Source organism: Marinomonas sp. G8-14 (assembly GCF_055808935.1).
This window is the reverse complement of the sequence record NZ_CM147891.1, coordinates 3,393,585-3,416,302: the sequence shown is the minus strand read 5'-3', so window position 1 is coordinate 3,416,302 and position 22,718 is coordinate 3,393,585. Positions and strand designations below refer to the sequence as shown.

Annotated in this window: 21 protein-coding genes and 1 pseudogene; 12 read left to right on the top strand and 10 right to left on the bottom strand. The window is 44.0% G+C overall.

The genetic code is table 11. The annotated features are described in order from the left end of the window. The first annotated feature begins 6 nt into the window (after positions 1 to 6). The gene (locus AC0L6V_RS17375; protein ID WP_265219624.1) at positions 7 to 591 is read left to right on the top strand and encodes a LysE family translocator; all 585 of its coding nucleotides are present in this window, start codon (positions 7 to 9) and stop codon (positions 589 to 591) included. Here AC0L6V_RS17375 and AC0L6V_RS17370 read toward each other — a convergent pair. Together AC0L6V_RS17370 and AC0L6V_RS17365 are read right to left on the bottom strand one after the other, a co-directional pair. Then, entirely contained in the window at positions 581 to 976 is a 396-nt protein-coding gene (locus tag AC0L6V_RS17370; protein ID WP_265220306.1) for a SufE family protein, read from the bottom strand. The two genes, AC0L6V_RS17375 and AC0L6V_RS17370, sit on opposite strands and share 11 nt — an antisense overlap. A 6-nt stretch (positions 977 to 982) precedes the next feature. Further along, the gene (locus tag AC0L6V_RS17365; RefSeq protein ID WP_265219623.1) at positions 983 to 2,200 is read right to left on the bottom strand and encodes an aminotransferase class V-fold PLP-dependent enzyme; all 1,218 of its coding nucleotides are present in this window, start codon (positions 2,198 to 2,200) and stop codon (positions 983 to 985) included. A gap of 155 nt (positions 2,201 to 2,355) precedes the next feature. Here AC0L6V_RS17365 and AC0L6V_RS17360 point away from each other — a divergent pair, with 155 nt between their 5' ends. Next, positions 2,356 to 3,954: a GntR family transcriptional regulator gene (locus AC0L6V_RS17360; RefSeq protein WP_265219622.1), complete on the top strand. Its 1,599-nt coding sequence runs from the start codon at positions 2,356 to 2,358 to the stop codon at positions 3,952 to 3,954. Positions 3,955 to 4,044: 90 nt separating this feature from the next. On the opposite strand, the gene eptA is transcribed toward AC0L6V_RS17360, so the two are convergent. Further along, positions 4,045 to 5,682: a phosphoethanolamine--lipid A transferase EptA gene (gene eptA / locus AC0L6V_RS17355; protein WP_265219621.1), complete on the bottom strand. Its 1,638-nt coding sequence runs from the start codon at positions 5,680 to 5,682 to the stop codon at positions 4,045 to 4,047. Between the two features lie 311 nt (positions 5,683 to 5,993). On the opposite strand from eptA, the gene AC0L6V_RS17350 reads away from it, so the two are divergent. Continuing rightward, positions 5,994 to 6,818, top strand: coding sequence for a phosphatase PAP2 family protein (locus AC0L6V_RS17350; RefSeq protein WP_265219620.1), 825 nt, complete (start codon positions 5,994 to 5,996; stop codon positions 6,816 to 6,818). Between the two features lie 41 nt (positions 6,819 to 6,859). Here AC0L6V_RS17350 and AC0L6V_RS17345 read toward each other — a convergent pair whose 3' ends face one another. The 3 genes from AC0L6V_RS17345 to AC0L6V_RS17335 form a co-directional block, all read right to left on the bottom strand. Beyond that, complete coding sequence (locus AC0L6V_RS17345; protein WP_265219619.1) at positions 6,860 to 7,486, bottom strand: DsbA family protein; 627 nt, start codon at positions 7,484 to 7,486, stop codon at positions 6,860 to 6,862. Positions 7,487 to 7,642: 156 nt separating this feature from the next. Continuing rightward, positions 7,643 to 8,839 (bottom strand): amino acid aminotransferase, encoded by a 1,197-nt coding sequence (locus tag AC0L6V_RS17340; protein WP_409418834.1) that lies wholly within the window; start codon positions 8,837 to 8,839, stop codon positions 7,643 to 7,645. Positions 8,840 to 9,169: 330 nt separating this feature from the next. Further along, positions 9,170 to 9,364 carry a PA3496 family putative envelope integrity protein gene (locus tag AC0L6V_RS17335; RefSeq protein WP_111605834.1) on the bottom strand — a complete coding sequence of 65 codons (195 nt, stop codon included), beginning with the start codon at positions 9,362 to 9,364 and terminating at the stop codon, positions 9,170 to 9,172. A 185-nt stretch (positions 9,365 to 9,549) separates the two neighbouring features. On the opposite strand from AC0L6V_RS17335, the gene uvrD reads away from it, so the two are divergent. The 4 genes and pseudogenes from uvrD to AC0L6V_RS17315 all read left to right on the top strand — a co-directional run bounded on the left by uvrD (position 9,550) and on the right by AC0L6V_RS17315 (position 15,637). Next, on the top strand, positions 9,550 to 11,763 hold the full coding sequence (gene uvrD / locus AC0L6V_RS17330; RefSeq protein WP_265219618.1) for a DNA helicase II: 2,214 nt from the start codon (positions 9,550 to 9,552) through the stop codon (positions 11,761 to 11,763). 269 nt (positions 11,764 to 12,032) lie between these two features. Continuing rightward, on the top strand, positions 12,033 to 13,091 hold the full coding sequence (locus AC0L6V_RS17325; protein ID WP_265219617.1) for a Gfo/Idh/MocA family oxidoreductase: 1,059 nt from the start codon (positions 12,033 to 12,035) through the stop codon (positions 13,089 to 13,091). A gap of 227 nt (positions 13,092 to 13,318) precedes the next feature. Further along, positions 13,319 to 14,431: a TRAP transporter substrate-binding protein gene (locus AC0L6V_RS17320; protein ID WP_265219616.1), complete on the top strand. Its 1,113-nt coding sequence runs from the start codon at positions 13,319 to 13,321 to the stop codon at positions 14,429 to 14,431. Between the two features lie 97 nt (positions 14,432 to 14,528). Next, a pseudogene (locus AC0L6V_RS17315) lies at positions 14,529 to 15,637 on the top strand (TRAP transporter substrate-binding protein). Between the two features lie 104 nt (positions 15,638 to 15,741). Here AC0L6V_RS17315 and AC0L6V_RS17310 read toward each other — a convergent pair. From AC0L6V_RS17310 to AC0L6V_RS17295, 4 genes are all read right to left on the bottom strand, one after another. Next, complete coding sequence (locus AC0L6V_RS17310) at positions 15,742 to 16,269, bottom strand: DinB family protein (RefSeq protein ID WP_265219615.1); 528 nt, start codon at positions 16,267 to 16,269, stop codon at positions 15,742 to 15,744. A 241-nt stretch (positions 16,270 to 16,510) separates the two neighbouring features. Further along, entirely contained in the window at positions 16,511 to 17,998 is a 1,488-nt protein-coding gene (locus AC0L6V_RS17305; RefSeq protein ID WP_265220305.1) for a tripartite tricarboxylate transporter permease, read from the bottom strand. Further along, positions 17,998 to 18,438 carry a tripartite tricarboxylate transporter TctB family protein gene (locus AC0L6V_RS17300; RefSeq protein WP_265219614.1) on the bottom strand — a complete coding sequence of 147 codons (441 nt, stop codon included), beginning with the start codon at positions 18,436 to 18,438 and terminating at the stop codon, positions 17,998 to 18,000. Before AC0L6V_RS17300 ends, AC0L6V_RS17305 begins: the two co-directional genes overlap by 1 nt. 32 nt (positions 18,439 to 18,470) lie before the next feature. Continuing rightward, positions 18,471 to 19,448 carry a Bug family tripartite tricarboxylate transporter substrate binding protein gene (locus AC0L6V_RS17295; protein WP_265219613.1) on the bottom strand — a complete coding sequence of 326 codons (978 nt, stop codon included), beginning with the start codon at positions 19,446 to 19,448 and terminating at the stop codon, positions 18,471 to 18,473. Between the two features lie 119 nt (positions 19,449 to 19,567). Between AC0L6V_RS17295 and AC0L6V_RS17290 the strand changes: the two genes are divergently transcribed. From AC0L6V_RS17290 to AC0L6V_RS17270, 5 genes are read left to right on the top strand one after another with little or no spacing between them, the layout of a single operon-like run. Next, positions 19,568 to 20,236 (top strand): response regulator transcription factor, encoded by a 669-nt coding sequence (locus tag AC0L6V_RS17290; protein ID WP_265219612.1) that lies wholly within the window; start codon positions 19,568 to 19,570, stop codon positions 20,234 to 20,236. Then, entirely contained in the window at positions 20,223 to 20,909 is a 687-nt protein-coding gene (locus AC0L6V_RS17285) for a sensor histidine kinase N-terminal domain-containing protein (RefSeq protein WP_418138458.1), read from the top strand. The genes AC0L6V_RS17290 and AC0L6V_RS17285 overlap by 14 nt, the downstream gene beginning before the upstream one ends. Positions 20,910 to 20,946: 37 nt before the next feature. Further along, positions 20,947 to 21,624: a sensor histidine kinase gene (locus tag AC0L6V_RS17280; protein WP_265219609.1), complete on the top strand. Its 678-nt coding sequence runs from the start codon at positions 20,947 to 20,949 to the stop codon at positions 21,622 to 21,624. Beyond that, the gene (locus AC0L6V_RS17275) at positions 21,609 to 22,037 is read left to right on the top strand and encodes a hypothetical protein (RefSeq protein ID WP_418138457.1); all 429 of its coding nucleotides are present in this window, start codon (positions 21,609 to 21,611) and stop codon (positions 22,035 to 22,037) included. The genes AC0L6V_RS17280 and AC0L6V_RS17275 overlap by 16 nt, the downstream gene beginning before the upstream one ends. Next, positions 21,985 to 22,674 (top strand): ABC transporter substrate-binding protein, encoded by a 690-nt coding sequence (locus AC0L6V_RS17270; protein ID WP_418138456.1) that lies wholly within the window; start codon positions 21,985 to 21,987, stop codon positions 22,672 to 22,674. Before AC0L6V_RS17275 ends, AC0L6V_RS17270 begins: the two co-directional genes overlap by 53 nt. The last annotated feature ends 44 nt before the right edge of the window (positions 22,675 to 22,718 follow it).

The window sequence follows — 22,718 nt, the reverse complement described above, 5'->3', positions numbered from 1 at the left end:
AAAGTCATGGAAAATCAACTAGCGTTTTTGGCCATTTGCCTAGCATCGGCATTATCACCAGGACCTGGTGGTTTGGCTGTTGTAAGTAACAGCATTAACCAGAGTTTACGGGGTACTTTACCGGTGATTTTTGGCATTGCTACAGGGTTAATATTCGCTTCTGTGTTAGCGAATACTTGGTTGTTAGCCATGATTCATTCTAATGAACACGCTTTTCAAATTATGACGTGGTTGTGTAGTGGCTATATCGCTTATTTGGGCTGCAAGGCGTTGTATTATGCTAACAGTGAGGTGACTATCGCCACGCAAGGATACAGTTTTAAAAATGGTGTATTGATCTCGCTATTAAATCCAAAAACATTGGTCTTTTTTGGCGCTTTATTTCCATTATTCGTTCCGTCAAACGAACATTTTGTGGTCTATTCAGTATTATTAACGCTAGAGTTGGTCGTGATCACTTTGATTATCCATATACTTATTTCTTCAGCGATAGATAAGGTATCTCACTGTTTAAAGCATCATATAGTACTGATTAATCGTATTACAGGGTTGTTGTTTATCGGTTTGGGCATAGCAGGTTTTATTGTTTAGGTGCCTGTATTTTTTCCAAAATCGCCAATATGCCATTGGCTCTAGAGCTGGTTAAGTAGCTTGATAGATTAAGTTCGGCTAGCTCTGCTTTTAGATCCATTTGTTGGATGTCTGTGAGAGCTTTCCCTTCGACCAAGCTCAATATGGCGACTAATACCCCGCGCATGAGTTTGGCGTCGCTGTCGGCTTCAAAGTGGCGTATGCCATGGCTTTCTTCAATGATGAGCCAAACTGCGCTTTCGCAGCCTTTTATTTTGTTTACTTCCGTTTTATCTTCAGCAGTCAGTCTTGGAAGTGTTTTGCTCAACGTCACCAAGGTTTTGAAGGTGTCTTCCTTGCTTCGGCACGCCTGTAGTTGGGTTTTGAGGTGTATGGCGTCTGTCATCACGGGTTACTCATCGTTTAGTAGGTCTATGGCGTCGAGCAACACATCACAGAAGCGGTTGGCTTCTTCCATGGTGTTATAACAAGCGAAGGAGGCACGTAAGGTTCCGGCAACGCCAAGTTGTGCCATTAATGGATGGGCACAGTGGCTGCCTGCACGAACGGCGACACCTTGGCTGTCTAGGTAAGCGTTTAAATCCAAGATATGAATATTGGGTACACTTAGAGACACTAGGGTGGTGTTTTTCTCGGGGGAATAAATTTCGATACCGCCCGCTTTATGCAGTCTTGTATAAACATGATTCGCAAGCGATTGCTCCCAAGCCAATAACGCTAGGCGATCTTGGGCGTTGAGAAAGTCACACGCCGCCGCTAAGCCAATAACGCCTTCAATATGTGGCGTTCCCGCTTCTAAACGATAAGGCAAAACATTGAATTCTGTGGCTTGGTAGGAAACATGACGTACCATTTCGCCGCCAGTTTGGTATGGTAGTAACACGTCCAACGCATGACTTTTGCCATACAAAACACCAACGCCGGTCGGCCCATACATCTTGTGGCCAGAGAAGACATAGAAGTCACAGTCTAATGTTTGCACATCAATAGGATAGTGCGCCACAGCTTGAGCGCCATCGACAAGGGTAAAAGCGCCTTGTTGCTTGGCATGATCGAGCATAGTTTGTAGCGGTGTACTTACGCCGATGGCATTCGAAATCTGCGTTGCCGCAAAAATACGAGTGCGATCGGTAAAATAGTGGCTGAATTCGGGTTCCCATTCACCATTGGATGTTAACGGTACAATGCGTAAGCGTGCGCCTGTGCGAAACGCCAGTTGCTGCCAAGGGACCAAGTTAGCATGATGTTCTAAACTGGTGATGAGGATCTCATCGCCTTTTTCAAGAATGTGCTCAAGGCCGTAGGCCACTACATTGATGGCTTCCGTTGCGCCTTTTGTCCAAATCACGTGGCTTTGTTCTGGCGCGTTAATAAAGCGCGCGACGGTGTCTCTGGCTTGCTCAAAACGGTTAGTGGCTCGATCGCTAAGAAAGTGGGCGCCGCGGTGAACATTGGCATTGAAGTGTCGATAGTAGTCTTGGATAGCATCCAATACTGGCAAGGGCTTTTGAGTCGTGGCGGCATTGTCCAAGTATGTTAATGGATGATCGTAGGCCGATTGCGCCAAAATGGAAAAAAGGGGACGAAGCAATAACGGGTCGAAAGCCATGAATACTCTACGTTGAAATCAGCCTAAAATAAAAGAAATTGTACCTTAACTCCTACAAAAAGCGGGAATTATTGGGCTTTTACTTGCGTTTTTTTCAGACAACTATAATGATTGATAACAGATACTAGATGACAAACTAGAAAAGGTACAAAACGGTGGCGGATTTTTTATATAAAGGTGTGGTGGATTGGTTTTTGGATCAAATGTCACAAGAGGCCATTGTGCCTGGTGATAAGATGCCCTCTTTACGAGCGTTATCGAAGCAATTGGGCCTGAGCTTAAACACGGTCATACACGGTTATGAGTTGTTGAGTGAAGATGGCTGGATCGAGTCTCGTCCCAAATCGGGTTACTTTGTTTGTCATCGCAGTGACACTAAGCCAGCTTTGTTGCTGGCGGGGGATGAGCTACGTGAACTGGCCAATGATGGCACTAAGCCGGCTTGGTCGTGTCTTGCTCACCGTGCGGCTTTGGTCGATCAAAGCGAGGCTTTTTTAAGCCCCGCAGCGCGTCAGGAAGAAGTCCATCTGCCTGTCTTGGGTAAAGGTCATTTAGCCGTGCGCGAAGCCGTTAGCGAGCATTTAAAAGGCCTTGGTATTAAAGTCCATGCCTCACACCTTTGGTTAGGACATTCACCTTTAGCTATCTTCACTCAAACCGTGCAAACCTTAACTCAACGTGGTGACAGCGTGTTGGTGTTAACGCCGTGTGATCCTCGAATCACCACCACCTTGCAAAGTTTAGGGCGACAAGTGATTGCCCTGACGGCGGGTGAGCGCGGTGTCGATTTAGATTTAGCGATTCGCTGTTTACGGGATAAAGCCATTCGCTTGATTGTTTTGCCTGGGCAGTTTTCGTTTCCAGCGGGTCAGTTGGTGAGTAATTTAAGTCTGCGTCGTTGGTTGGCGATTATTGAAGAAACCAAGTTGCCCGTGATTGAGTGGGATTTGTGTTCGCATTTGGCGTATCGCGCTGGTTCGATGATGACCTACAAGTCAATGGATTCGTCTGACCATATTGTCTATATCGGTGGCGTGGAATCAAAAGGCGTAGATCGCTCTGCAAGCTGGTGCTTGCCAGGTCGATATCAAGCCGTATTAGAAGGGGCCTTTTTAGGTGCCGATATGGCGTTGAGTGATGCTCAGCAGATGGCACTGAACGACGCCTTGCAGTCTAATAGCAAACGTTCGTTAACGAAACGTGCTCGAGAAGTTTGGGCAAATTCGGAGCGTGTTAAAGCGCATTTGGAAACCCGTCTGGGCGAGCATGTCAGTTTTGCGGCGAGTAAAGGAGGGATGTCACTCTGGATGCGCTTGTCTAAACCGTTGGATGTTGCCAGTATGACGGCTCTACTAGCCGGCTTTCGACATGCGATCATGCCCGGTGCTTTGGTGAGTCATGAAGCCGACGCTAATCATTGGTTGGCAGTGAATGTGACCTTAGACGACGTTGAGCCTTTAGCGAAAGCCTTGGCGGAGCATTTGGTCGTTGATGAAGAGATTAAGACGACCAAGACGATAAATGATCCTGTTATTGAACCAACAACAGAGTCAGCAGAAGTGAGCGAGCAAAGAGAAGAGGCTGAAGAGATAGAAGAGATAGCGGAAGCCATAGAAAGCGATTTACAAATGTTTGATGTTTTAGAAGCCAACAACGTTGGAGCGTCTGACAAAGAAGCGAAAAAATCACGCAATGCAACAACAGAACCACTTTATAACCCGATGTTGGATTTAATTAATCACGACTTTGGTTAGAGCCTCAAAAAGAGTCATGTTTTCTAGAAAATGACAAAAACAATAAAGGCCAGATTTACTGGCCTTTATTGTTTATTCGCTAGTCTATGGCTATTGTTGGCGCGCAGCCCTGAACATATCTAGGTCTTTATTATAGATTTCGCTGTTCATATCAAAGGCGCCCATGACGCTATGGAAAATATTCGCTTGGGTGCTTTGTTCTCGTGCTCTTAGTTTATCGATAGAGATATGCCTCTGATCAATAAAAGATGGCGACATCCACACAAAGAACGGCACTTTGAATTGTTGCTCAGGTGCAATGGAATAAGGTGTTCCATGTAAATAAATACCACCTTCGCCAAGTGACTCTCCATGGTCAGATACATAAAGATAAGCGCTGGAGGTGTCTTTCAATCCTTCTAAAGTTTTGCGTAACTGATCTAAGAAATGATCGTTATATAAGACGGTATTATCGTAGGCGTTAATTAGCTCCTCTTGCGTGCAGTTACTAAGCTCGACCGAACGACAAATAGGTTTAAAAACCTCAAACTCCTTTGGATATTTACTGTAATAAGATGGTCCATGACTGCCTGTTTGATGCAGAACCACAAAGACTTTTTGTTTATCCGATTCTTGAATTTGCTCAGCTAGATGACTTAATAACACGCCATCATAGTCGCATTCACTGCCTTCACAGTTCTTTTTCAAATCCCCTGAACTTAAATAGCTAGCTACTTTAATTGGTGGCTCTCCCCAGTTTTTTGTGCGCCAAAAAACGTCAACTCCTTGTCTTTGCAGGTAACTTGGCAAAGGTTCAAATTGCTCGGAGAAACTACCACTTGGGTTATTGTGTGAAAGAATACATTTCACAGATTCGGTAGTGTAAGTGGCGCAAGAGGTCGCATTTTTTAAGGTAACGACATTTTCAGATGCGGTTAGCAAAGGATTGGTTGGTTTTTCATAGCCGTATAGGGAAAAATTCTCCGCTCGCGCTGATTCACCAATGACTAACACCACAACGGTTTTTTCATTTGAATCAAAGGTGGCATCTGGTAATAGAGTTTGTACTACATTTTCTTTCGCTAACTGGTTTTGATAGCGAATCGTATTACCTACGTAAGACCAAGGCATGATTCGGCCACCTAATTGTTTGGCATGATCATCAATCCATAGCCAATGACTTTGTGACTGCCAAATCCAAGTAGACGTGACTATGACGGTGATAATAAGATGCGCGAATAATCGTATTCTTGAGGTTTTCTGAACCGACACACGAAGGATTAACCAAGCTGGTAAGACGCCAAGCAGAATAAAATAAATGGCCAGCTTTGGGCTTAAAAATTGTCCAGATTCTGAATATTGGGTGTTAAAAATATTGCCTATCATGGTTCTGTCTAAGATGACGTTATAGGTCACCACGAAATACACTGCCAATGAGTTTGCTAATGCAAACACCACACATACAGCTTTACCTAAGCGTCTAGATAAAATAAACAACACATAAAGCACCAGCGTGGTGACTAGATAAATAGCGGCAAAAACGGTCATGAGAGTTTGCATGCTATTCAACGTAAAGCCATCTAGATTTTTTATCGAAAAAGAAAATAAAGGCCAGTTATATAGCGCTGTATTTAGTAGCGTTAGCAAAATAACAAAGCTTGAAGTACTAGGTTTTGTTTTAAAACCCTGTCTGAAGAAAGAACATAGCCCTGTCGTGAGTCGGGACAAAATAGTGTGGTTACGCTTCATGTGGGATATGTGTTCCTGTTGACCTTGTTTGCTACTTCGATAAAAAATCTAGATTAAGAGAAGGCTAAATAAGAAAAATCTAGATGGAAAAAATTGCTCGTGATTATTCGCCTATTAACGGGGATTTCATCATGATCATCAATCCTTCTTTTACCTTTTATTTGCTTATTTCACATAAAAGTACAAACAAATACATAACTATTTATTTCTGTTTATATCTCAGATTCTCATTTCACTTATTTTTCACTCAATGTGCATAAAATGTGACCATCTAATTTATATCTCTTTTTGTCAAAAGAAATGAGGGTTTTATGCGTTGTCACTTAACTAAAATGTCGACCAATTATAAATCGCTGCTAGATCAAGCTAGAGCAAGCAAGGCGGTTGTTCCTCAATCTAGTATTCAAATTTTACTTTTGGTTGCCGTTGTATTAGCAAGCACTGCCATGATTGGTAATGTACTTGGTGGTTATCATTTTGGCTTTATGGAAATAAATAGCTTTAGCATCTACATACCTTCTTTCTTATTGGAAAATATGACGGTATTTGGAGATGGCGTATTTTTGTTGGCCCTAGTGCTGTTATTTTCTTGCCGCAATATTCGTTTTCATTGGACTGTTCTATTCACCACATTACTTGGTGCCATCGTAGTTAACTTACTTAAGGATTATTTTGCGATGCCGCGTCCACCGGCAGTGCTTGATCCTGAAACCTTTAATCTTTTGGGCAGAGCCTATAAAGCACGTAGCTTTCCTTCTGGCCATAGTTTAACGGCATTCTTATTAGCAAGTGTGTGTTTCTGCTACGTTCAAAATGCTTATGCTAAAGCGACGTTTATCCTGTTGGCGGTATTGGTTGCTTTGAGTCGGGTGTTGATTGGTGTGCATTGGCCAATGGATGTTTTAGTTGGTGGCGCATTGGGTGTGGTTTTAGGTGTGGGTGGTGTGATGATTACCGCAAAATGGAAGTTTGGTTTGTGTGCCTATGTGCATCTATTTACACTGAGTTTGTTTGTCATTGCGTGCATCATAGTATTTGTTGATGGCAACGATTATAAGCTCGCTTTACCTTTGTTATATGTTGTTTCAGCCGCTGCTATTATTCGCACAATGAAGAGTTATGTTTTTGTTCGTTGATTTATATTTATAGAACTGATGTGATTTAAGTGACTAAGGCGCTAAGACAGCGCCTTTTTTATGGCAGTTAACATGCTTAAATGATCCTTGTAATCTAGTGGAATAGGCGTGAGCTTATCGCCTATTAACAAGGCTAAAGAAGGGAATGAATTCAAGCCAAGATGCCTAGCCTGTTCTATTTCTTCTTCCAATAAACGCTCATTTTTAACGTGCTGCATGGTCTTCTGAAAACCGTCAGCATTCATGCCTATTTGTTCAGCACATGCAATTAAGGTGTCGAGATCCGACGGATTTTTAGCGTTTAAGTAATACGCCTCTTGGATGGCATGATACATCTCTTCTTCGAGTCCTATGTCTCTGGCGACGTAACAGGCACGGCAGGCTGGATAAGTTGATCGACGTGGCGCTGCGGTTTTCCAGAAGTCGAAATTAAACTCCGTTCCTAGAGTGCTTTGAATATGTTTCCATGTGCCTTCCAGTTTGGCTTTCATTTCCTCTGGCATGGCCACATCGGAATCAATGGCAAGACCGCCAAGCATAGGCTGAATGGTGAGCTGATTGGCATCGATCAAATGTTGCAAGGCTTTTTGCAGCTTGGTCCAAGTAGGACGAAATCCCCAACACCAGCTACACATTGGATCGTAGCAGTAAATCAGTGTGGCGGTCATAGATGGCTCCTGTATGTATAAAAAAAGCGGACCCATAAGGTAACAGCCTACTGAGTTATAAAACAACCAACAAAAACCATCGACATAAAAAAACGGCCTCAACATTCACGTTGAAGCCGTTTTTATTGCCTCACACCAAGGCGAGTAAATGTGAGCTTAGCCCTTTAAAATCGCGGCAATAGCATCACAAAGTGGGCCCATATTGTCATGCGTCATGCCCGCGACACTAATGCGTCCTGAGCCAACAATGTAGATGCCGTACTCTTTGCGCAACTGTGCCACTTGATCTGGTGTTAGCCCAGAAAAAGAAAACATACCTTGCTGATGCGAAATAAACGAAAAATCTTGGCTCACACCTTTAATTCGTAGGGTATTCACAAACAAACTGCGCATTTCGTGAATGCGTGTTCGCATGGCTTTTAACTCGCTTTCCCACAAAGCATAAAGCTCTGGGTCATTGAGGATTTCGGCTACTACAGCAGAACCATGGGAAGGTGGGTTTGAATAATTGGTACGAATACAGCGTTTGATTTGTGTGAATGTGGTTTCGGCTTGTTCTGCGTTTTCACAGACAATGGTTAGCGCGCCAACGCGTTCATTGTATAGACCAAAATTTTTCGAGAAGGAACTGGCGATGAGCATCTCTGGCACATACTCTAAAAACTTACGTAAACCTTGAGCGTCTTCTGTTAAACCTTGACCAAACCCTTGGTAAGCGAAATCAAACAAGGGTAAGAAACCTTGTTTGCTGCAGAGTTTCGCTAATTGGTACCACTGCTCGGGTGTTGGGTCTATGCCGGTTGGATTGTGGCAGCAACCGTGAAATAACACCACGTCGCCTTCAGGTACTTGCGACAAACTGGCAAGCATGGCTTCGAAATCCAACGATTTGTTATCGGCATTGTAATAAGCGTAGCTGCCTACTTCTAAACCGACGGACTGAAAAACGGACTGGTGATTAGCCCAAGTTGGGTTACTGACCCAAATTGTGGCTTCGGGTAAATGCTTTTTAATGAATTCAGCGGCGACGCGCAACGCACCGGTACCACCGGGAGTTTGTGCTGTTTGAGCAAGCTGTTTGGTAATAATGTTGTGGTCTTTACCAAATAAAAGCGTTTGCACGGCAGATCGATAGGCGGGAGCGCCCTCTATGCTGAGGTAGTTTTTGGTTTTTTCTTGGGTCAACAAACGTTCTTCTGCTTGTTTAACGGCTTTTAAAATCGGTGTATTGCCTTGTTCATCCTTATAAACACCAACACCTAGGTTGATTTTATGCGGATTAAGATCATTTCTATAAGCGTCATTCAGGCCAAGAATTGGGTCTGCAGGAGCAGCTTGGATATGTTCAAACATGGTAACTCCCCAAGAGGGTTATTTTCTTTTTTATTATGGATTAAAAGATATGAAAATCAGACGCTATGGTACTCCAACACGTGAGTAACCGCTATAAGTTGCAGAAAAACGAAGACGATAAGAAGAGATAAAAGTCATATTTTAAGGGAATAATGATTTTTCTCCTTTAAAAATAAGCGAGCAAAGCCACATACAAAAAGTACGATTGAAAAAACAATGTCCTACTATTGTCGTAGGCGCGAGCGTTCTTTGGTGAAATACACACTACGGCCTAACGCAGAGGTTAGGCCCAGTTTGTTGTACCAAATCACTCAGTTTAGCGAGATAAAATCAATCATCCCAGCCGTTTGAGATATCATGGTTTAAACGTTTTTGTTCTAAGTGCTGTTCAATTGCACGTCGGGCTTTTAACATACGTGCCGCATCTTCCTTTTGATTCCGTTCTTTTGTTTCATTATCCAAACTAATGGAGGCATGCAGTATGTCGGTTTTTACTTCAGTTAGTGTTTCGGCAAAATTGCTCATCGTTATACCCTTTTTGGACGTTCGATGACATTGAACTGTATAGACCCCTGTCATCGGCTGTTGAAAAAAGTCAAAATAGACAGACAACTCATTTTCACGTTAATAAAAAACGCAAATCGTTCGAAAATCAATCTATTTTTGCGGATTTTTGTGACAAAAGTATTAATTAATTATGGCGGAATGTAATGGACGTTTCTTTTATCCTCGACTCACTGAATGACAAGCAACGGGAAGCGGTCGCCGCGCCCTTGCAGAATAGCCTTGTCTTGGCTGGCGCAGGATCGGGTAAGACCCGTGTTTTGGTCCATCGCATTGCTTGGCTGATGCACGCTTACGAGCTATCACCCTATAGTTTGATGGCCGTTACATTCACCAATAAGGCTGCTCGCGAGATGCAAGGTCGTATTGAGCAATTGGTTGGTGTTCCTCCACAAGGCATGTGGGTGGGGACTTTCCACGGTTTAGCGCATCGCTTATTGCGTGCTCACTGGCGTGATGCTGGACTCAAAGAAAACTTCCAGATCATGGACAGTGATGACCAACTACGCTTAATCAAACGCATCATGCGCGAACTGAATATCGACGATACTCGCTGGCCGCCGAAGCAAGTGTCTTGGTTTATTAACGCGCAAAAAGACGAAGGCCGTCGTGCGGCACATGTGCCAGACAGCCATGACCCTTTCTCCAAAGGCATGCGCGAGCTGTACTACCACTATGAAGAGGCTTGTGAGCGTGGTGGTTTATTGGATTTTGGCGAGTTGCTGTTGCGCGCTCATGAGTTGATGCTCAGCACACCCGCTTTGTTACGCCATTATCAAGAGCGTTTTCGTCATGTGCTGGTGGACGAGTTTCAAGATACCAACACCATTCAATATGCTTGGTTGCGCATCATGGTGGGCAGCGAAGGCACGATTACTGCTGTGGGTGACGATGATCAATCGATTTACGGTTGGCGTGGTGCAAAAATTGAAAACATCCAAAACTTCACCAAAGATTTTAAAGACGTTGGCACCATTCGTTTGGAGCAAAACTACCGTTCAACGGGCCATATCCTAAACGCGGCGAATGGTTTGATTAAACACAATGATGATCGTTTGGGCAAAGAGCTTTGGACCGACAGCGGTGAAGGTGACCCTATTTCCTTGTATGCAGGCTTTAACGAGCAAGATGAAGCGCGTTTTATCATCGGCATCATCAAACAATGGCGCGATAAGGGGACGGCGTTGTCTGACATGGCGATTCTGTATCGCTCCAATGCTCAGTCACGGGTGATCGAGGAATGCTTGGTTAGGGAACAGATTGCTTATCGTATTTATGGTGGGCACAGATTCTACGACCGTCTTGAAATCAAAAATGCCTTGGCTTATGCACGCTTGGCGTTGGATCCGAATGACGATGGTGCGATGGAGCGTGTTATTAACGTACCGCCTCGTGGTATTGGTGAACGTAGCATTGGAACCTTGCGTGAAATCGCCCGTGATAACGGCTGTTCTATGTGGCAAGCCGCGCAAGAAGTGGTGCGTCAATCCTTGATGCCGGGCCGTGCGACCAACGCCATTAAAACCTTTTTGCATCTTATTGAGGGTTTAAGCACCACGGTCCAGCAACCCGATTTGAACTTGAACGACATTTTCGAACAAATTATCGAAGAAGCCGGTTTGATTCCTTTCCATGAAAAAGAGAAAGGCGAGAAGGGCGAAGCGCGTATCGAAAACTTAAAAGAGTTGGTGGGTGCGGCTGGCGGTTTCAGCTGGAGTGATGAAGACGAAGAGTTTAGTTCGCCGCTGATGGCATTCTTGGATAAAGCCGTGTTGGACGCTGGCGATGCGCAAGCCGACGAATACCAAGACGCCGTGCAGTTGATGACCTTGCATTCGGCGAAAGGTCTTGAATTCCCATTGGTGTTCTTAACCGGCGTGGAAGAGAACCTGTTTCCGAGCAAGATGTCTTTTGAAGAACCAGGACGCTTAGAGGAAGAGCGACGCCTTTGTTATGTGGGTATTACCCGAGCTATGGAGAAACTCTACATCACTTACGCGGAATCCCGTCGTTTGTTTGGCAGTGAGTCGTTTAATAGCCCCTCTCGTTTTATCAAAGAAATCCCACCGCAGTGTTTGGAGGAAGTGCGTCTGCGTTCGCAAGTGAGCCGTCCTGTGTCGTTGCAGCGCCCAGACTACCAGTCTGAAAAGAATAAATTGCAAAACAGCAGTTTGTTAAACAACTATAAAGCGCCAGAAGTGACGGTGAATATGGGCGATCGAGTGAATCATCCTGTGTTTGGTGAAGGCTTAGTGATCAACTACGAAGGCCAAGGCCCACAAGCACGCGTACAGGTAAACTTTGATGACGAAGGCACTAAGTGGCTGGTGTTGTCGTTTGCTAAACTGGAAGTGCTTTAACTCTCCGGTAAAAAGGACGCTGACTCTTATTCCTTTGCGCCTCGCTGCGCAGGCTCAGCGCGTCAGCAGGAATAAGATTCAGCTTATCTTTGTATCCTTGTTTTGACGTTTATTACTTTTCGGCGCTTCTATTTCTTTCTCCGCTCCCTAGCTATTTATCTATCAGTTAAATTATCTAACTTTTTAAGTGTTTTTAATTGCAGCATTTTTTCTCAATTGGTTGTAAACTATTTAGAGTTGTAAGTATTTAGTTTTAAAAGGAGTAGAGCATGTCTATTCGTGTGGGTTTGATTGGTTTTGGTTTGTCTGGGCGGGTGTTTCATGCGCCGTTTGTGGTGAATGATCCAGAGATGATGTTGGCGTATGTTTGCAGTTCAAAAGTGGATGAGGTGAGAGCGCTGTTTCCTGAAGCGTCAGTCGTGTCTTCAGCTGAGGCGGTGTTTGCAGCGTCAGATGTGGATTTGGTGGTGATTACCACACCAAATGCATTACATTTTGATCAGGCAAAGCAGGCGTTGGAAAACGGTAAGCATGTGTTGTTAGAAAAACCTTCTGTTACCAAATTATCTCAGATAGAGGCTTTGTGTACCCTAGCGAAACAAAAAGATTTGGTTTTTTGCGTGTATCAAAATCGCCGTTTTGATGGGGATTTTTTGCGTCTTAAAGCGCTTATTAAGAGTGGTGAGTTGGGCGAGTTGAAGCACTTAGATTCTCGCTTTGATCGTTTTCGCCCGACGGCGCAAGCACGCTGGCGTGAAGAGCCAGGTATTGGCACGGGGATTTTTTGGGATTTAGGACCGCATATAGTAGACCAGACCTTGTGTTTGTTCGGCCCGCCGAAGTGGTTACATGCCAGCATTGATAAGTTACGTGATGGCAGTCAAACCCATGACTGGTTTGAGCTGGAGTTGGGCTATGACGATAGACGTATACGGTTAGCATCAACACCGTTTGAAGCGGGTGAAATGCGACGCTTTAACGCAAGATTTACGAAAGGCAGTTGGCAATGTGTGGGTTTGGATCCGCAAGAAGAAGCATTGCGCGCTGGGCAAATGCCTTGGCATGATGACTTTCCGTCTAAAGCTGTTCAGCAGCGTAATACACGTTTTGTTGCTCATTCTCAAGATACTATTGAAGCCATTCAAGAAGCATCGACCCAAGGTGAATACGCCGCGTTTTATGGACAATTGCGTGATGCGATTCTTGGTAAAGGGGAAGCTCCTGTTCCAATGGAGCACGCTTGCCAGTTAATCTATTTATTGTGTTTGGCCGAGCAATCTGCTGAAAGTGGTCAGCGTATGTCGTGGAGCTACACGCCAAATTTATAGCGAAGCGAAATTAAGTGGCGATAAATTGCAAAAAAGAGTTGAGCAAGATTCCGACAATTCTTATCATCTTTTGCCCTTTTCAATGTTTTGTACAGGAAAAGGGCAAATTTTTGTCTGATTATAATAAAAACCTAATCATAGACGGCATTAGTGGATGTTTTGATTGCCCCTATTGTTAAGGTTAGCTATTCATAACAATTAAGTAACTGGCTCCCTGAGGGAAAATAATGCGTAATTTAATGGTATTGGGCAAATTGGCGTTCGCTAGTTTGTTTGCTTTGTCTTTGGTCGCCTGTGGCGGATCAGAAAAAGCGGAAGAGACGGCTAAGGTTGAGAAAAAAGCTGAAACAATTCATTGGAAAATGGTCACCACTTGGCCTAAAAACTTTCCTGGCTTGGGCACGAGTGCTGAAGCATTAGCGAAAAACATTACGCAAATGTCGAATGGTCGCTTGGATGTGAAAGTGTATGCGGCTGGTGAATTGGTACCTGCACTAGAGGTATTTGATGCTGTGTCTCGTGGTACGGCGGAAATGGGACACAGTACGGCTTATTATTGGAAAGGTAAGGCCCCAGCTGTGCAGTTTTTTTCCTCTATTCCTTATGGCATGACGGCACAAGAGTTTAATGCTTGGCTTCAATACGGTGGTGGTTTGCAACTGTGGGAAGAGGTTTACGCACCTTTTAACATCATCCCTATGGTAGCCGGCAATACAGGCGCGCAAATGGGCGGTTGGTTTAATAAAGAAATTAACTCGTTGGACGACTTCCAAGGTTTAAAAATGCGTATGCCAGGCTTGGGTGGCGAAGTACTGAAAAAAGTCGGTGCTGTTACCGTCAACCTACCAGGCAGTGAAATTTTTACCGCGTTGCAAACAGGTACAATTGACGCGACGGAATGGGTGGGGCCTTATAACGATTTAGCGTTTGGTTTGTACAAAGCAGCGAAATACTATTATTACCCAGGTTGGCAAGAGCCAGGCTCAGCGGTAGAAGCTTTGTTCAATAAAGATGCTTTCAATGCACTGCCAGCGGATTTACAAGAGATTGTTCGCGCTGCGACACAACAGGCAAACGTAGCGATGTTAAGCGAATTTACAGCACGTAATGACGCCGCGTTAGCGACCTTAGTCAATGAGCATAATGTGGTGTTGAAAGAGTTTCCGAAAGACCTTCTAGAGGCGTTAAAAGTCGCCTCTAATGAAACGCTAAACGAAGTGGCCGCTAACGACCCTATGAGTCAGAAAGTATACGACTCCTTTAAAAGCTTTTTAGCGTCAGTGAGTCAATGGCACGATATTTCGGAACGAGCGTTTATTAATGCTCGTGCTAATGACTGATTATTCATTTTAACGAAATAAGCTTAATAAGCCCTGTTATCCATAGATAATGGGGCTTATTTGTTAGAAATAGCGCGTTTATTAAAGGATACAGTGAATGAACAAGAGAGCAACGTGGGGGAAATGGGTTCTTGTCGGGATGACGACAGCCTTATTGGTAGCCTGTGGCGGATCGGAAGAGAAAGAAGTCGCCAAAGTCGAACAGAAGGTCGACACCATACATTGGAAAATGGTCACCACTTGGCCGAAAAATGCTCCAGGTATGGGCACAGGTGCCGAAGTCTTAGCGCAGAATATCAAAGAAATGTCTAACGGTCGCTTGGACATTAAAGTCTATGCTGCGGGTGAGTTGGTGCCTGCTTTAGAGGTCTTCGATGCGGTTTCTCGTGGGACTGCACAGATGGGCCATGGTACGGCGTACTACTGGAAAGGCAAAATACCCGCTGCACAGTTCTTCTCTACCGTACCTTTTGGGTTTAACGCACAAGAATTTAACGCTTGGATTGGTGAAGGTGGTGGATTAGCGTTATGGGAAGAGATTTATGCTCCCTTTAATTTAATCCCTATGGTCGCTGGCAATGCAGGTGTACAGATGGGGGGTGGTTCAATAAAGAGATTAACTCACTGGCTGATTTCCAAGGCCTGAAGATTCGTATGCCAGGATTAGGTGGCGAAGTACTCGAAAAAGTGGGGGCGTCATCAATAAACTTACCCGCTAGTGAAGTCTTTACGGCATTACAAACAGGCACTATCGATGCGACTGAATGGGTTGGGCCTTACAATGATTTAGCGTTTGGTTTGTACAAGGCTGCGAAATACTACTACTACCCAGGTTGGCATGAGCCAGGTTCGGCGGTAGAAGCCATTTTTAACCAAGAAGCGTTTAATGCCTTGCCAAATGATTTGCGAGCCATTGTGCGTTCTGCCGTTCAACAAGCAAACTTAGCGATGCTTAACGAGTTTACTGCACGCAATAATGCAGCATTACAAACCTTGGTAAATGAACATAATGTGATTCTTAAACCCTTCCCGGAAGATTTACTGATTGCATTGAAAAAAGCATCTTCTGAGACATTAGAAGCGCTTGCCGCGAACGACCCGCAAAGCCAAAAAGTGTATGAATCTTTCAAAAACTTTTTAGGCCCGGTGAGCGAATGGCATGATGTTTCAGAGCGAGCTTACATCAATGCTCGAGCACTGGAATAACGTCACAACGTTCTGTTGTCATGGCTATAAATGATGTATCTGCAAAGCCTTGCTATCTCCATAGCGAGGCTTTTTATTATCTGCGTCGCGTTAGGGCTTTTTTCCTAACCATGCTTTGGCGCCAAAAGCGTTGCTGCTAGGGGCATGGATATCATATCGGTGACGCCGACCTCTATGCCTATTTGCGTCATTAGCGTGGTGAGTTGCCCTCTATGATGAGTCTGGTGATTAAAAAGATGCGTCAAAATAAGACCAAGAGGGAGTTCATTTACATCATCAGATTGCAGGCGTTTATATTGAATCGACTGTGCAATATCCGTATCCGTTAATGAGCCTATGTAGTTCGTTAACAAAGCATCAACTTCATGACGTGCTGCAGTAAGCTGATGGTAATCGTCATAGAGGATATCTGCCAAAGAATTCGCCCTACATGCAACGGGTAGACCCAGTCTCGAAAGCCAGAGTAAGTCCGCCAACAAAATATGATTCAGTGTGCCATGGATAGAGCTGAAAAAAGCTCCCTGATTCCTTTTCCTTTCTTCGTCTGAAAGGGATTGGCAAAGATCGTAAAGTCGCTTATTCATCCAATGGTTGTATTGTGTTTTTAACTGGAAATACTGTACGGCAGACATAGAATACTCCTTGGCAAACTTGACATAGGTATCATGGCTAGTAAGCAAAAGATATCAGCTGAGCGTCGAAAAGACAGGTACAGATTGCGTGTTTTATAACCAGTACAAGGCCATATATAATCGACAAAAATGCATTTATGTTGGCAGCTTGGTGTATTTTTAGTGTTCGTCATAACATAAAAAAACCGTCATATTTTTTACTATGACGGTTTTTTAGAGCAATGCATAAACTAATAGATACTTATTTTTTTAGCACTTTTAGTATTTTTGGTGCGATAAGGGCGGCCACTGTTGCAACGGCTAAGATATAAGTCATGGTGCCATTGAGTAAGATAGACCAATCGCCACCACTGATAGACAATGCGCGACGCAAGTTTTCTTCTAACACTTCTCCTAGTACTAAGCCCAAAATGACCGGTGCGAGAGAGAAGCCTAATTTGCGTAAAATGAAGGCAAAAATACCCAAGACAATCATAAAGAACAGGTCAAACGAATCACCATGAATCGAATAGATTCCGACAAAAGTCAGCATCACGATAATAGGTACGAGGTATGATTGTTTGATAGACAGTAGCCGAACAAAGACACCAATGAGTGGCAAGTTCAATACGAGCAAGGCGATATTACCTACGAACATAGAAGCAATCAGTCCCCATGCAATATTGGGTTGTTGCTCAAATAATAATGGTCCTGGTGTTATATTAAACATTAGTAATGCACCAAGTAGAATCGCGGTTGTACCACTACCTGGAATACCCAAAGTTAGCATAGGTAACATAGAACCCGCCGCTGCAGCGTTGTTTGCTGCTTCCGGTGCAGCAAGACCTCGAATATCGCCTTCGCCAAACTTATCGTTGTGACCTTCTGCGAAACGCTTTTCTGTACCATAGGCAACCGCGCTGGCAATAGAGGCTCCAGTTCCTGGTAATACGCCAATCAAAAAGCCTGAAAGCGTAGAGCGTAGTACAACCCACTTTACTGCCATTAAATCGGCAAAACTGACAAAACTTTTTCCGACAGGTGTCAGTTTCAAGTCATTACGCGCCCAACTTTCTAGCAGTACCAAAACTTCACTGATAGCAAACATACCGATGACAACAACCAGAAAATCGACACCGTCGAATAAGTTTGGAATGTCCATGGTAAAGCGCAAAATGCCCGTACCAGAATCAATGCCAACGGTCGCGAAAAGTAGACCTATGACCACGCCAACGACGGTTTTAATAGGGCGTTTGCCTACCATGGTTGCCAAGCAAGTGAAGGCAAAAATCATCAGCCAAACGTATTCAGAAGGGCCAAACTGAATGGCTAGTTTGCTGAGTAATGGTGCAAATATCACCATTAACAATAAGGCGCCGATACTACCAAAGAAAGAGGACACAGCGGATAAAGCTAATGCTCTACCGGCTTCTCCACGTTTGGCCATAGGATAGCCATCCAAGGTTGTCATTATGGCACCCGCATCTCCTGGAACGTTTAGCAAAATACTGGAAATTCGGCCACCATATTCTGCGCCATAATAAACACCGGCTAATAAGATCAAAGCGGATTCTGGCGGTAAACCAACGGAATAGGCCAATGGTAACAAAATAGCCACGCCATTGATGGGTCCAATACCGGGCAATGAGCCAATTAATGTACCAATAAAACAGCCTGCTAACACCAAACCTAAGTTAAGGGGCGTAAGAGCGACAGAAAAGCCTATTGATAAATAATGTAAAATGTCCATCATAAGTCTCCGAGAAGTAAGCCAGTTGGGACATTAAGTTCCATTAAATAAGCTAATAAAAAATAGCTGATGACGCTTAGGGCGAGAGCATACAAGAAGGCTTTCAGTGGTTTTTCTCCAAATAACCAGCTAAAAATGGCCCCCACGATGGTGGTAGCAATAATGAAGCCCGCTTCTTCAAATAGGGCGGCATACAAAATCATTATCACCAGACCTATGATGATTTTTGTTAGAACTTCTTTGTTTGGATGCCAAGCATTACTATCGGGTTTGGCTATTAGCCAAATGCAGCATGCGGCTAATATAATAGACAAGATAATAGGAAAGGCTTTTGGTCCTAATGGTTCATATTGAAACGGGACATCGAAATGGAAAGCTGTCCAGGCAATAAGCCCAGACAGCACCAATAATGCACCCGCAAAAATGCGGTCATATAACATGTAGTTGCCTCAATTTAATACGTATCAACTGATTAGTTCGTTAACCCAGCTTCTTTTGCTAAGCCGCGCATAAAGGCAACGCGTTCTTTAATGTAGCTGTCTAGAGCGTCTCCAGACATGTTGAATGGCACGAGATTTTGATCGACAATGACTTTCTCAAAAGCGGGGCTCTTATAGGCTTTTTGGAATTGAGCAGTCCAGTAGTTATAAGCCTCGTCTGACACTTTAGGGCCTAAATAGTAACCGCGAAGAATGGTCCATTCGGCGTCATAACCTTGTTCAATAGCGGTTGGGTAATTAGCGAAGTCACCTTTTAAGCGTTCAGGGGACATGATTGCTAGGATTTTTACTTTGCCAGATTCAACTAAACCTTTGATTTCACCAACATCGCCTGGATAGACTTTAATATGTCCACCAAGCAAAGCGGCTGAGGCCTCACCGCCACCTTCGTAGGCAACATAGCGCATTTTTTTCGGATCAACACCTGTCGATTTCATTAATATTGCGGCTTTCATCCAGTCTTGGCTACCAACGCCACCACCTGCTCCTAACACAAATGCGCTTGGGTCTTTTTTGATATCGTCAACTAACTCACCAAGCGTGTTCCATGGTGCATCCGCGCGAACCATGATGGCACCATAATCGACTCCTGCTGTACCGACCCAACGAGCGTCATTTTCATCTAAGTTTTTGCCGAATTTGCCCTGAGCAAGGTTTAGTAGAGAACCTGAGCTAAAAGCGACTAATTTGTTTGGATCATCTGGCGTTGTGGAGTTGATGTAGTTGTAAGCAACCGCACCGACACCACCTGGCATAAAGGTCACGGCCATTGGGATATCGGTGATCCCTGCATTAGCAAAACCAGTGGACAAAATACGACAAGTTAAATCGAAGCCACCACCTGGTTTGGCAGGGGCAATACAGCTGGGTTTGGATGGTTCAAAGGCGCTGACATTTAGTGCTGCGGTAAGACCGCCAACCAATAACAGTGAGGCAATGTTGGATTTCATCTTTTTATTCTCCAAATTTCTTTTTGTTTTATTTTGCTGTACAAGGTTGCACAGGAGTGGACAAAGTTACTCCTTTAAACTGACACTAACCTGACAAGAAGAAGAGATAGGGTTCCGTCATGCGTATGTTATTGATTGAAGACAATGAGAGCTTGGCCGACTCGATTCGTGTGTATTTTAGGAATTTAGGTCATCCGATTGATTGGATTGGTTCAGTTGAGAAAGCAGAAGCGAGTTTGTCGTTTGATGATTTTGATTTGTTGATTTTAGACATCAACTTGCCCGGCAAGAGTGGATTTCAGTTACTGCAGAGTCTCAGAAATAGGGGGAGCCGTCTTCCCGTGTTGGTATTAACAGCTCGAACTGAAGTCGATGATAGGGTCAGTTCATTAGATTTTGGGGCAGATGATTATCTAGCAAAACCCTTTGATTTTCGTGAGTTGGCAGCTCGTTGCCGTGCGCTTTATCGACGTGAGCGAGGTGGAGCAAGTAACGAAATACAGTGCGGTAATTTGGTCTATGACTTAGCCGCGCACTCTGCCAAAGTGAACGAAGTTACCTTAGATTTGCGACCAAGAGAATTGCAATTGTTGGAACTGTTTCTAAAAAATCTGGATCGGGTACTGACGAAAGATGACATTGCTAATCGGCTTTACAGTTACGATGAGGCCTACACGCCTAATGCCATAGAACAAACTTTGACGCGCTTAAGAAAACAGCTCGACGGCTCTACTTTGATCATTAAGACCATTCGTGGATTAGGGTATTTAGCGCATGTTGATGACTGAAAAAAGCTACTCAATACGTACTCGAATGTTGGGACGCTCAGCGTTATTGTTATTGTCTATTTTTTTTATTTTGAGCCTTGGCGTTTGGCATTATGCCCGTCAGTCGGCCAATTATTCCTATGACAGACTGCTCAATAGTGCCAGCTTGTCTATCATGGAAGGTTTGCATGTTTATGATAAAAAAGTGGATTTAGATTTGCCTTATGCAGCTTTTGAGATGATGCAGCTTGCTGATGAAGATAAGGTGTTTTATCAGGCGTTAGGTACCAAAGGTGAGCTGATTACTGGCTATGCTGATATGCCTTTGCCTGATGCATTCAACGAAGAATCTGCTATTGCTTTTTATAATGCGCATTATCTATCTGAAGAGGTGCGGGTGGTCATTCGCCAAAAAAGGCTTTCTGAGCCAGCTGTTTCTGGTTGGGTAACGGTCGTGTTGGCGCAAACGCTTAGAGCGCGTCATAAGATGATGAATGATATCTTGTACCGAAGTTTTGCTGTGTTGTTTGGTCTTATGGTATTTGTGATGATTGTCTTATGGGTAGCGATTAATCGCGCTCTTGAGCCGCTGAGGCTCTATTTCCAAAAGCCTTGCTTCCCATTCGCTTTTATCGGCAGAGCCTATTCAAACTACGCCTATTCAAGAAGTCTCTCCACTGGTAAGCGCAATTAACGATTACCAAGCGCAACTATTATCTAACTTAGCTGTAATGAAGCGTTTTATCGCCGATGCTAGTCACCAAATTCGTACCGCACAAAGTGCTACGCAGGCTCAATTGGACATTGCCAGTCAAAGTCAAAACCTAGCGGATTTACCTGAGCATTTAGGTAAAATTCGTAAAGAGCATGAACGTTTGACACGATTAACCAATCAACTGCTTACTCACGCCATGGTAGTACATCGTAGTGACACTGTAGTGAATGAACAGATGGACATTGAGGGCATCATGAAACAGTTATTAACGGAATGTGTGCGTGACAATGCTCACCGTCAGGTCGAATTTTCTTATCAATGTGAGCAGACATTACCTTTGTTTATGGGGGATTCTATTAGCTTACGTGAAGCGGTACGTAATCTTTTGGATAACGCGGTGTATTACGGTCCCGAACAGAACCTGATTGAGATTCACTTGCGAGCAGATATCTCTGGCATTGATATTATGATTGACGATGCTGGCCCTGGTATTCCTTTTGAGTTGAGAGAAAAAGCATTAGAGCGTTTTCAGCGCTTGGATAATGGATTAAGTGGTTCTGGTCTTGGTTTGTCTATTGTCGCTAGCGTTACGGAAGCCCATGGCGGTGATTTTTTCTTGGAGGACAGTCCATTTGGAGGGCTTCGAGCAAGAGTGCATTTGCCAAAAGAGGGGACCGTATGTCGAAGCGAATAGGCTTATTATGTATTTCTCTGGTGATGGCGAGCAAGGTGATTGCAGAGACGACTGTGTTACCCACGATATGGGAAGCGGACAGGTTAACCATATACAGTGCGACAGATTTAAACGCTATTGCCCCCTTACTGGATACTTTTAGTGCACAAAACCCTGATATAAAGCTTGAGTACAGAGAATTTAATACTCAGGAATTAGATCGAGCCATTAGGGCCAAACCGTTAGCAGAACAGCCTGATGTGGTCATTAGCTCCGCCATGGATCTTCAGGTCCGACTTGTTAATGATGGTTACGCACAACCGGTATTTGGCGAAGCGGTTGAGGCCTTACCTAGTTGGGCCAATTGGCGTAATGAAGTGATTGGCTTTACTTACGAGCCCCATTGTTTTTGTTTACAACAAGCAAGCCTTTGAGGAGAAAACTGTTCCACTGACTCATGAGTCATTGGCGAGCGCCATGCGTATTGACGATGACTTTTTTGTTCATAAAGTTGGCTCCTATGATGCGCGCAGCTCCGGTATTGGTTATTTAGTGGCGACGCAAGACGAAGTAACATCAAGTATTAGTGGGCGTTTACAAGAGAGTTTAGGGCGTGCTCGAACTAAGGTTTATGGCCAGACTGCTATGTTACTAGACGATATTGCCTCTGGTACTTTGATATTTGGTTACAATCTTTTAGGGTCGTATTCTTTTGCTCGTGAAAAACGGGATAACCGCATTGGTGTGGTGATTCCGCAAGATTATGCTTTAGTGGTGAGCCGCGCAGTGTTTATCTCCAAACAAGCCAAGCATGTTTCTAATGCACAGCGCTTTGTCAGTTTCTTGATATCCAAAGAAGGACAGGAAGTGATTGCACAGAAAAGTGAATTGATGGCCTTGAATCCAGATATTGATGCCCTAGTATCAAGACAAAATATACAGGACCAAACGATTAATTTTCATCCTATTCCTTTGGGGCCAGCGTTGATGGTCTACCTTGATGATTCAAAACGGCAGCGCTTTATCAAAGCGTGGGAAAACGCATTGCTTTCCATCAACGAAAATCAATAATACTAAGTATTAGATGGTAAAAAAACAGCCCTTTTTGTTATCAA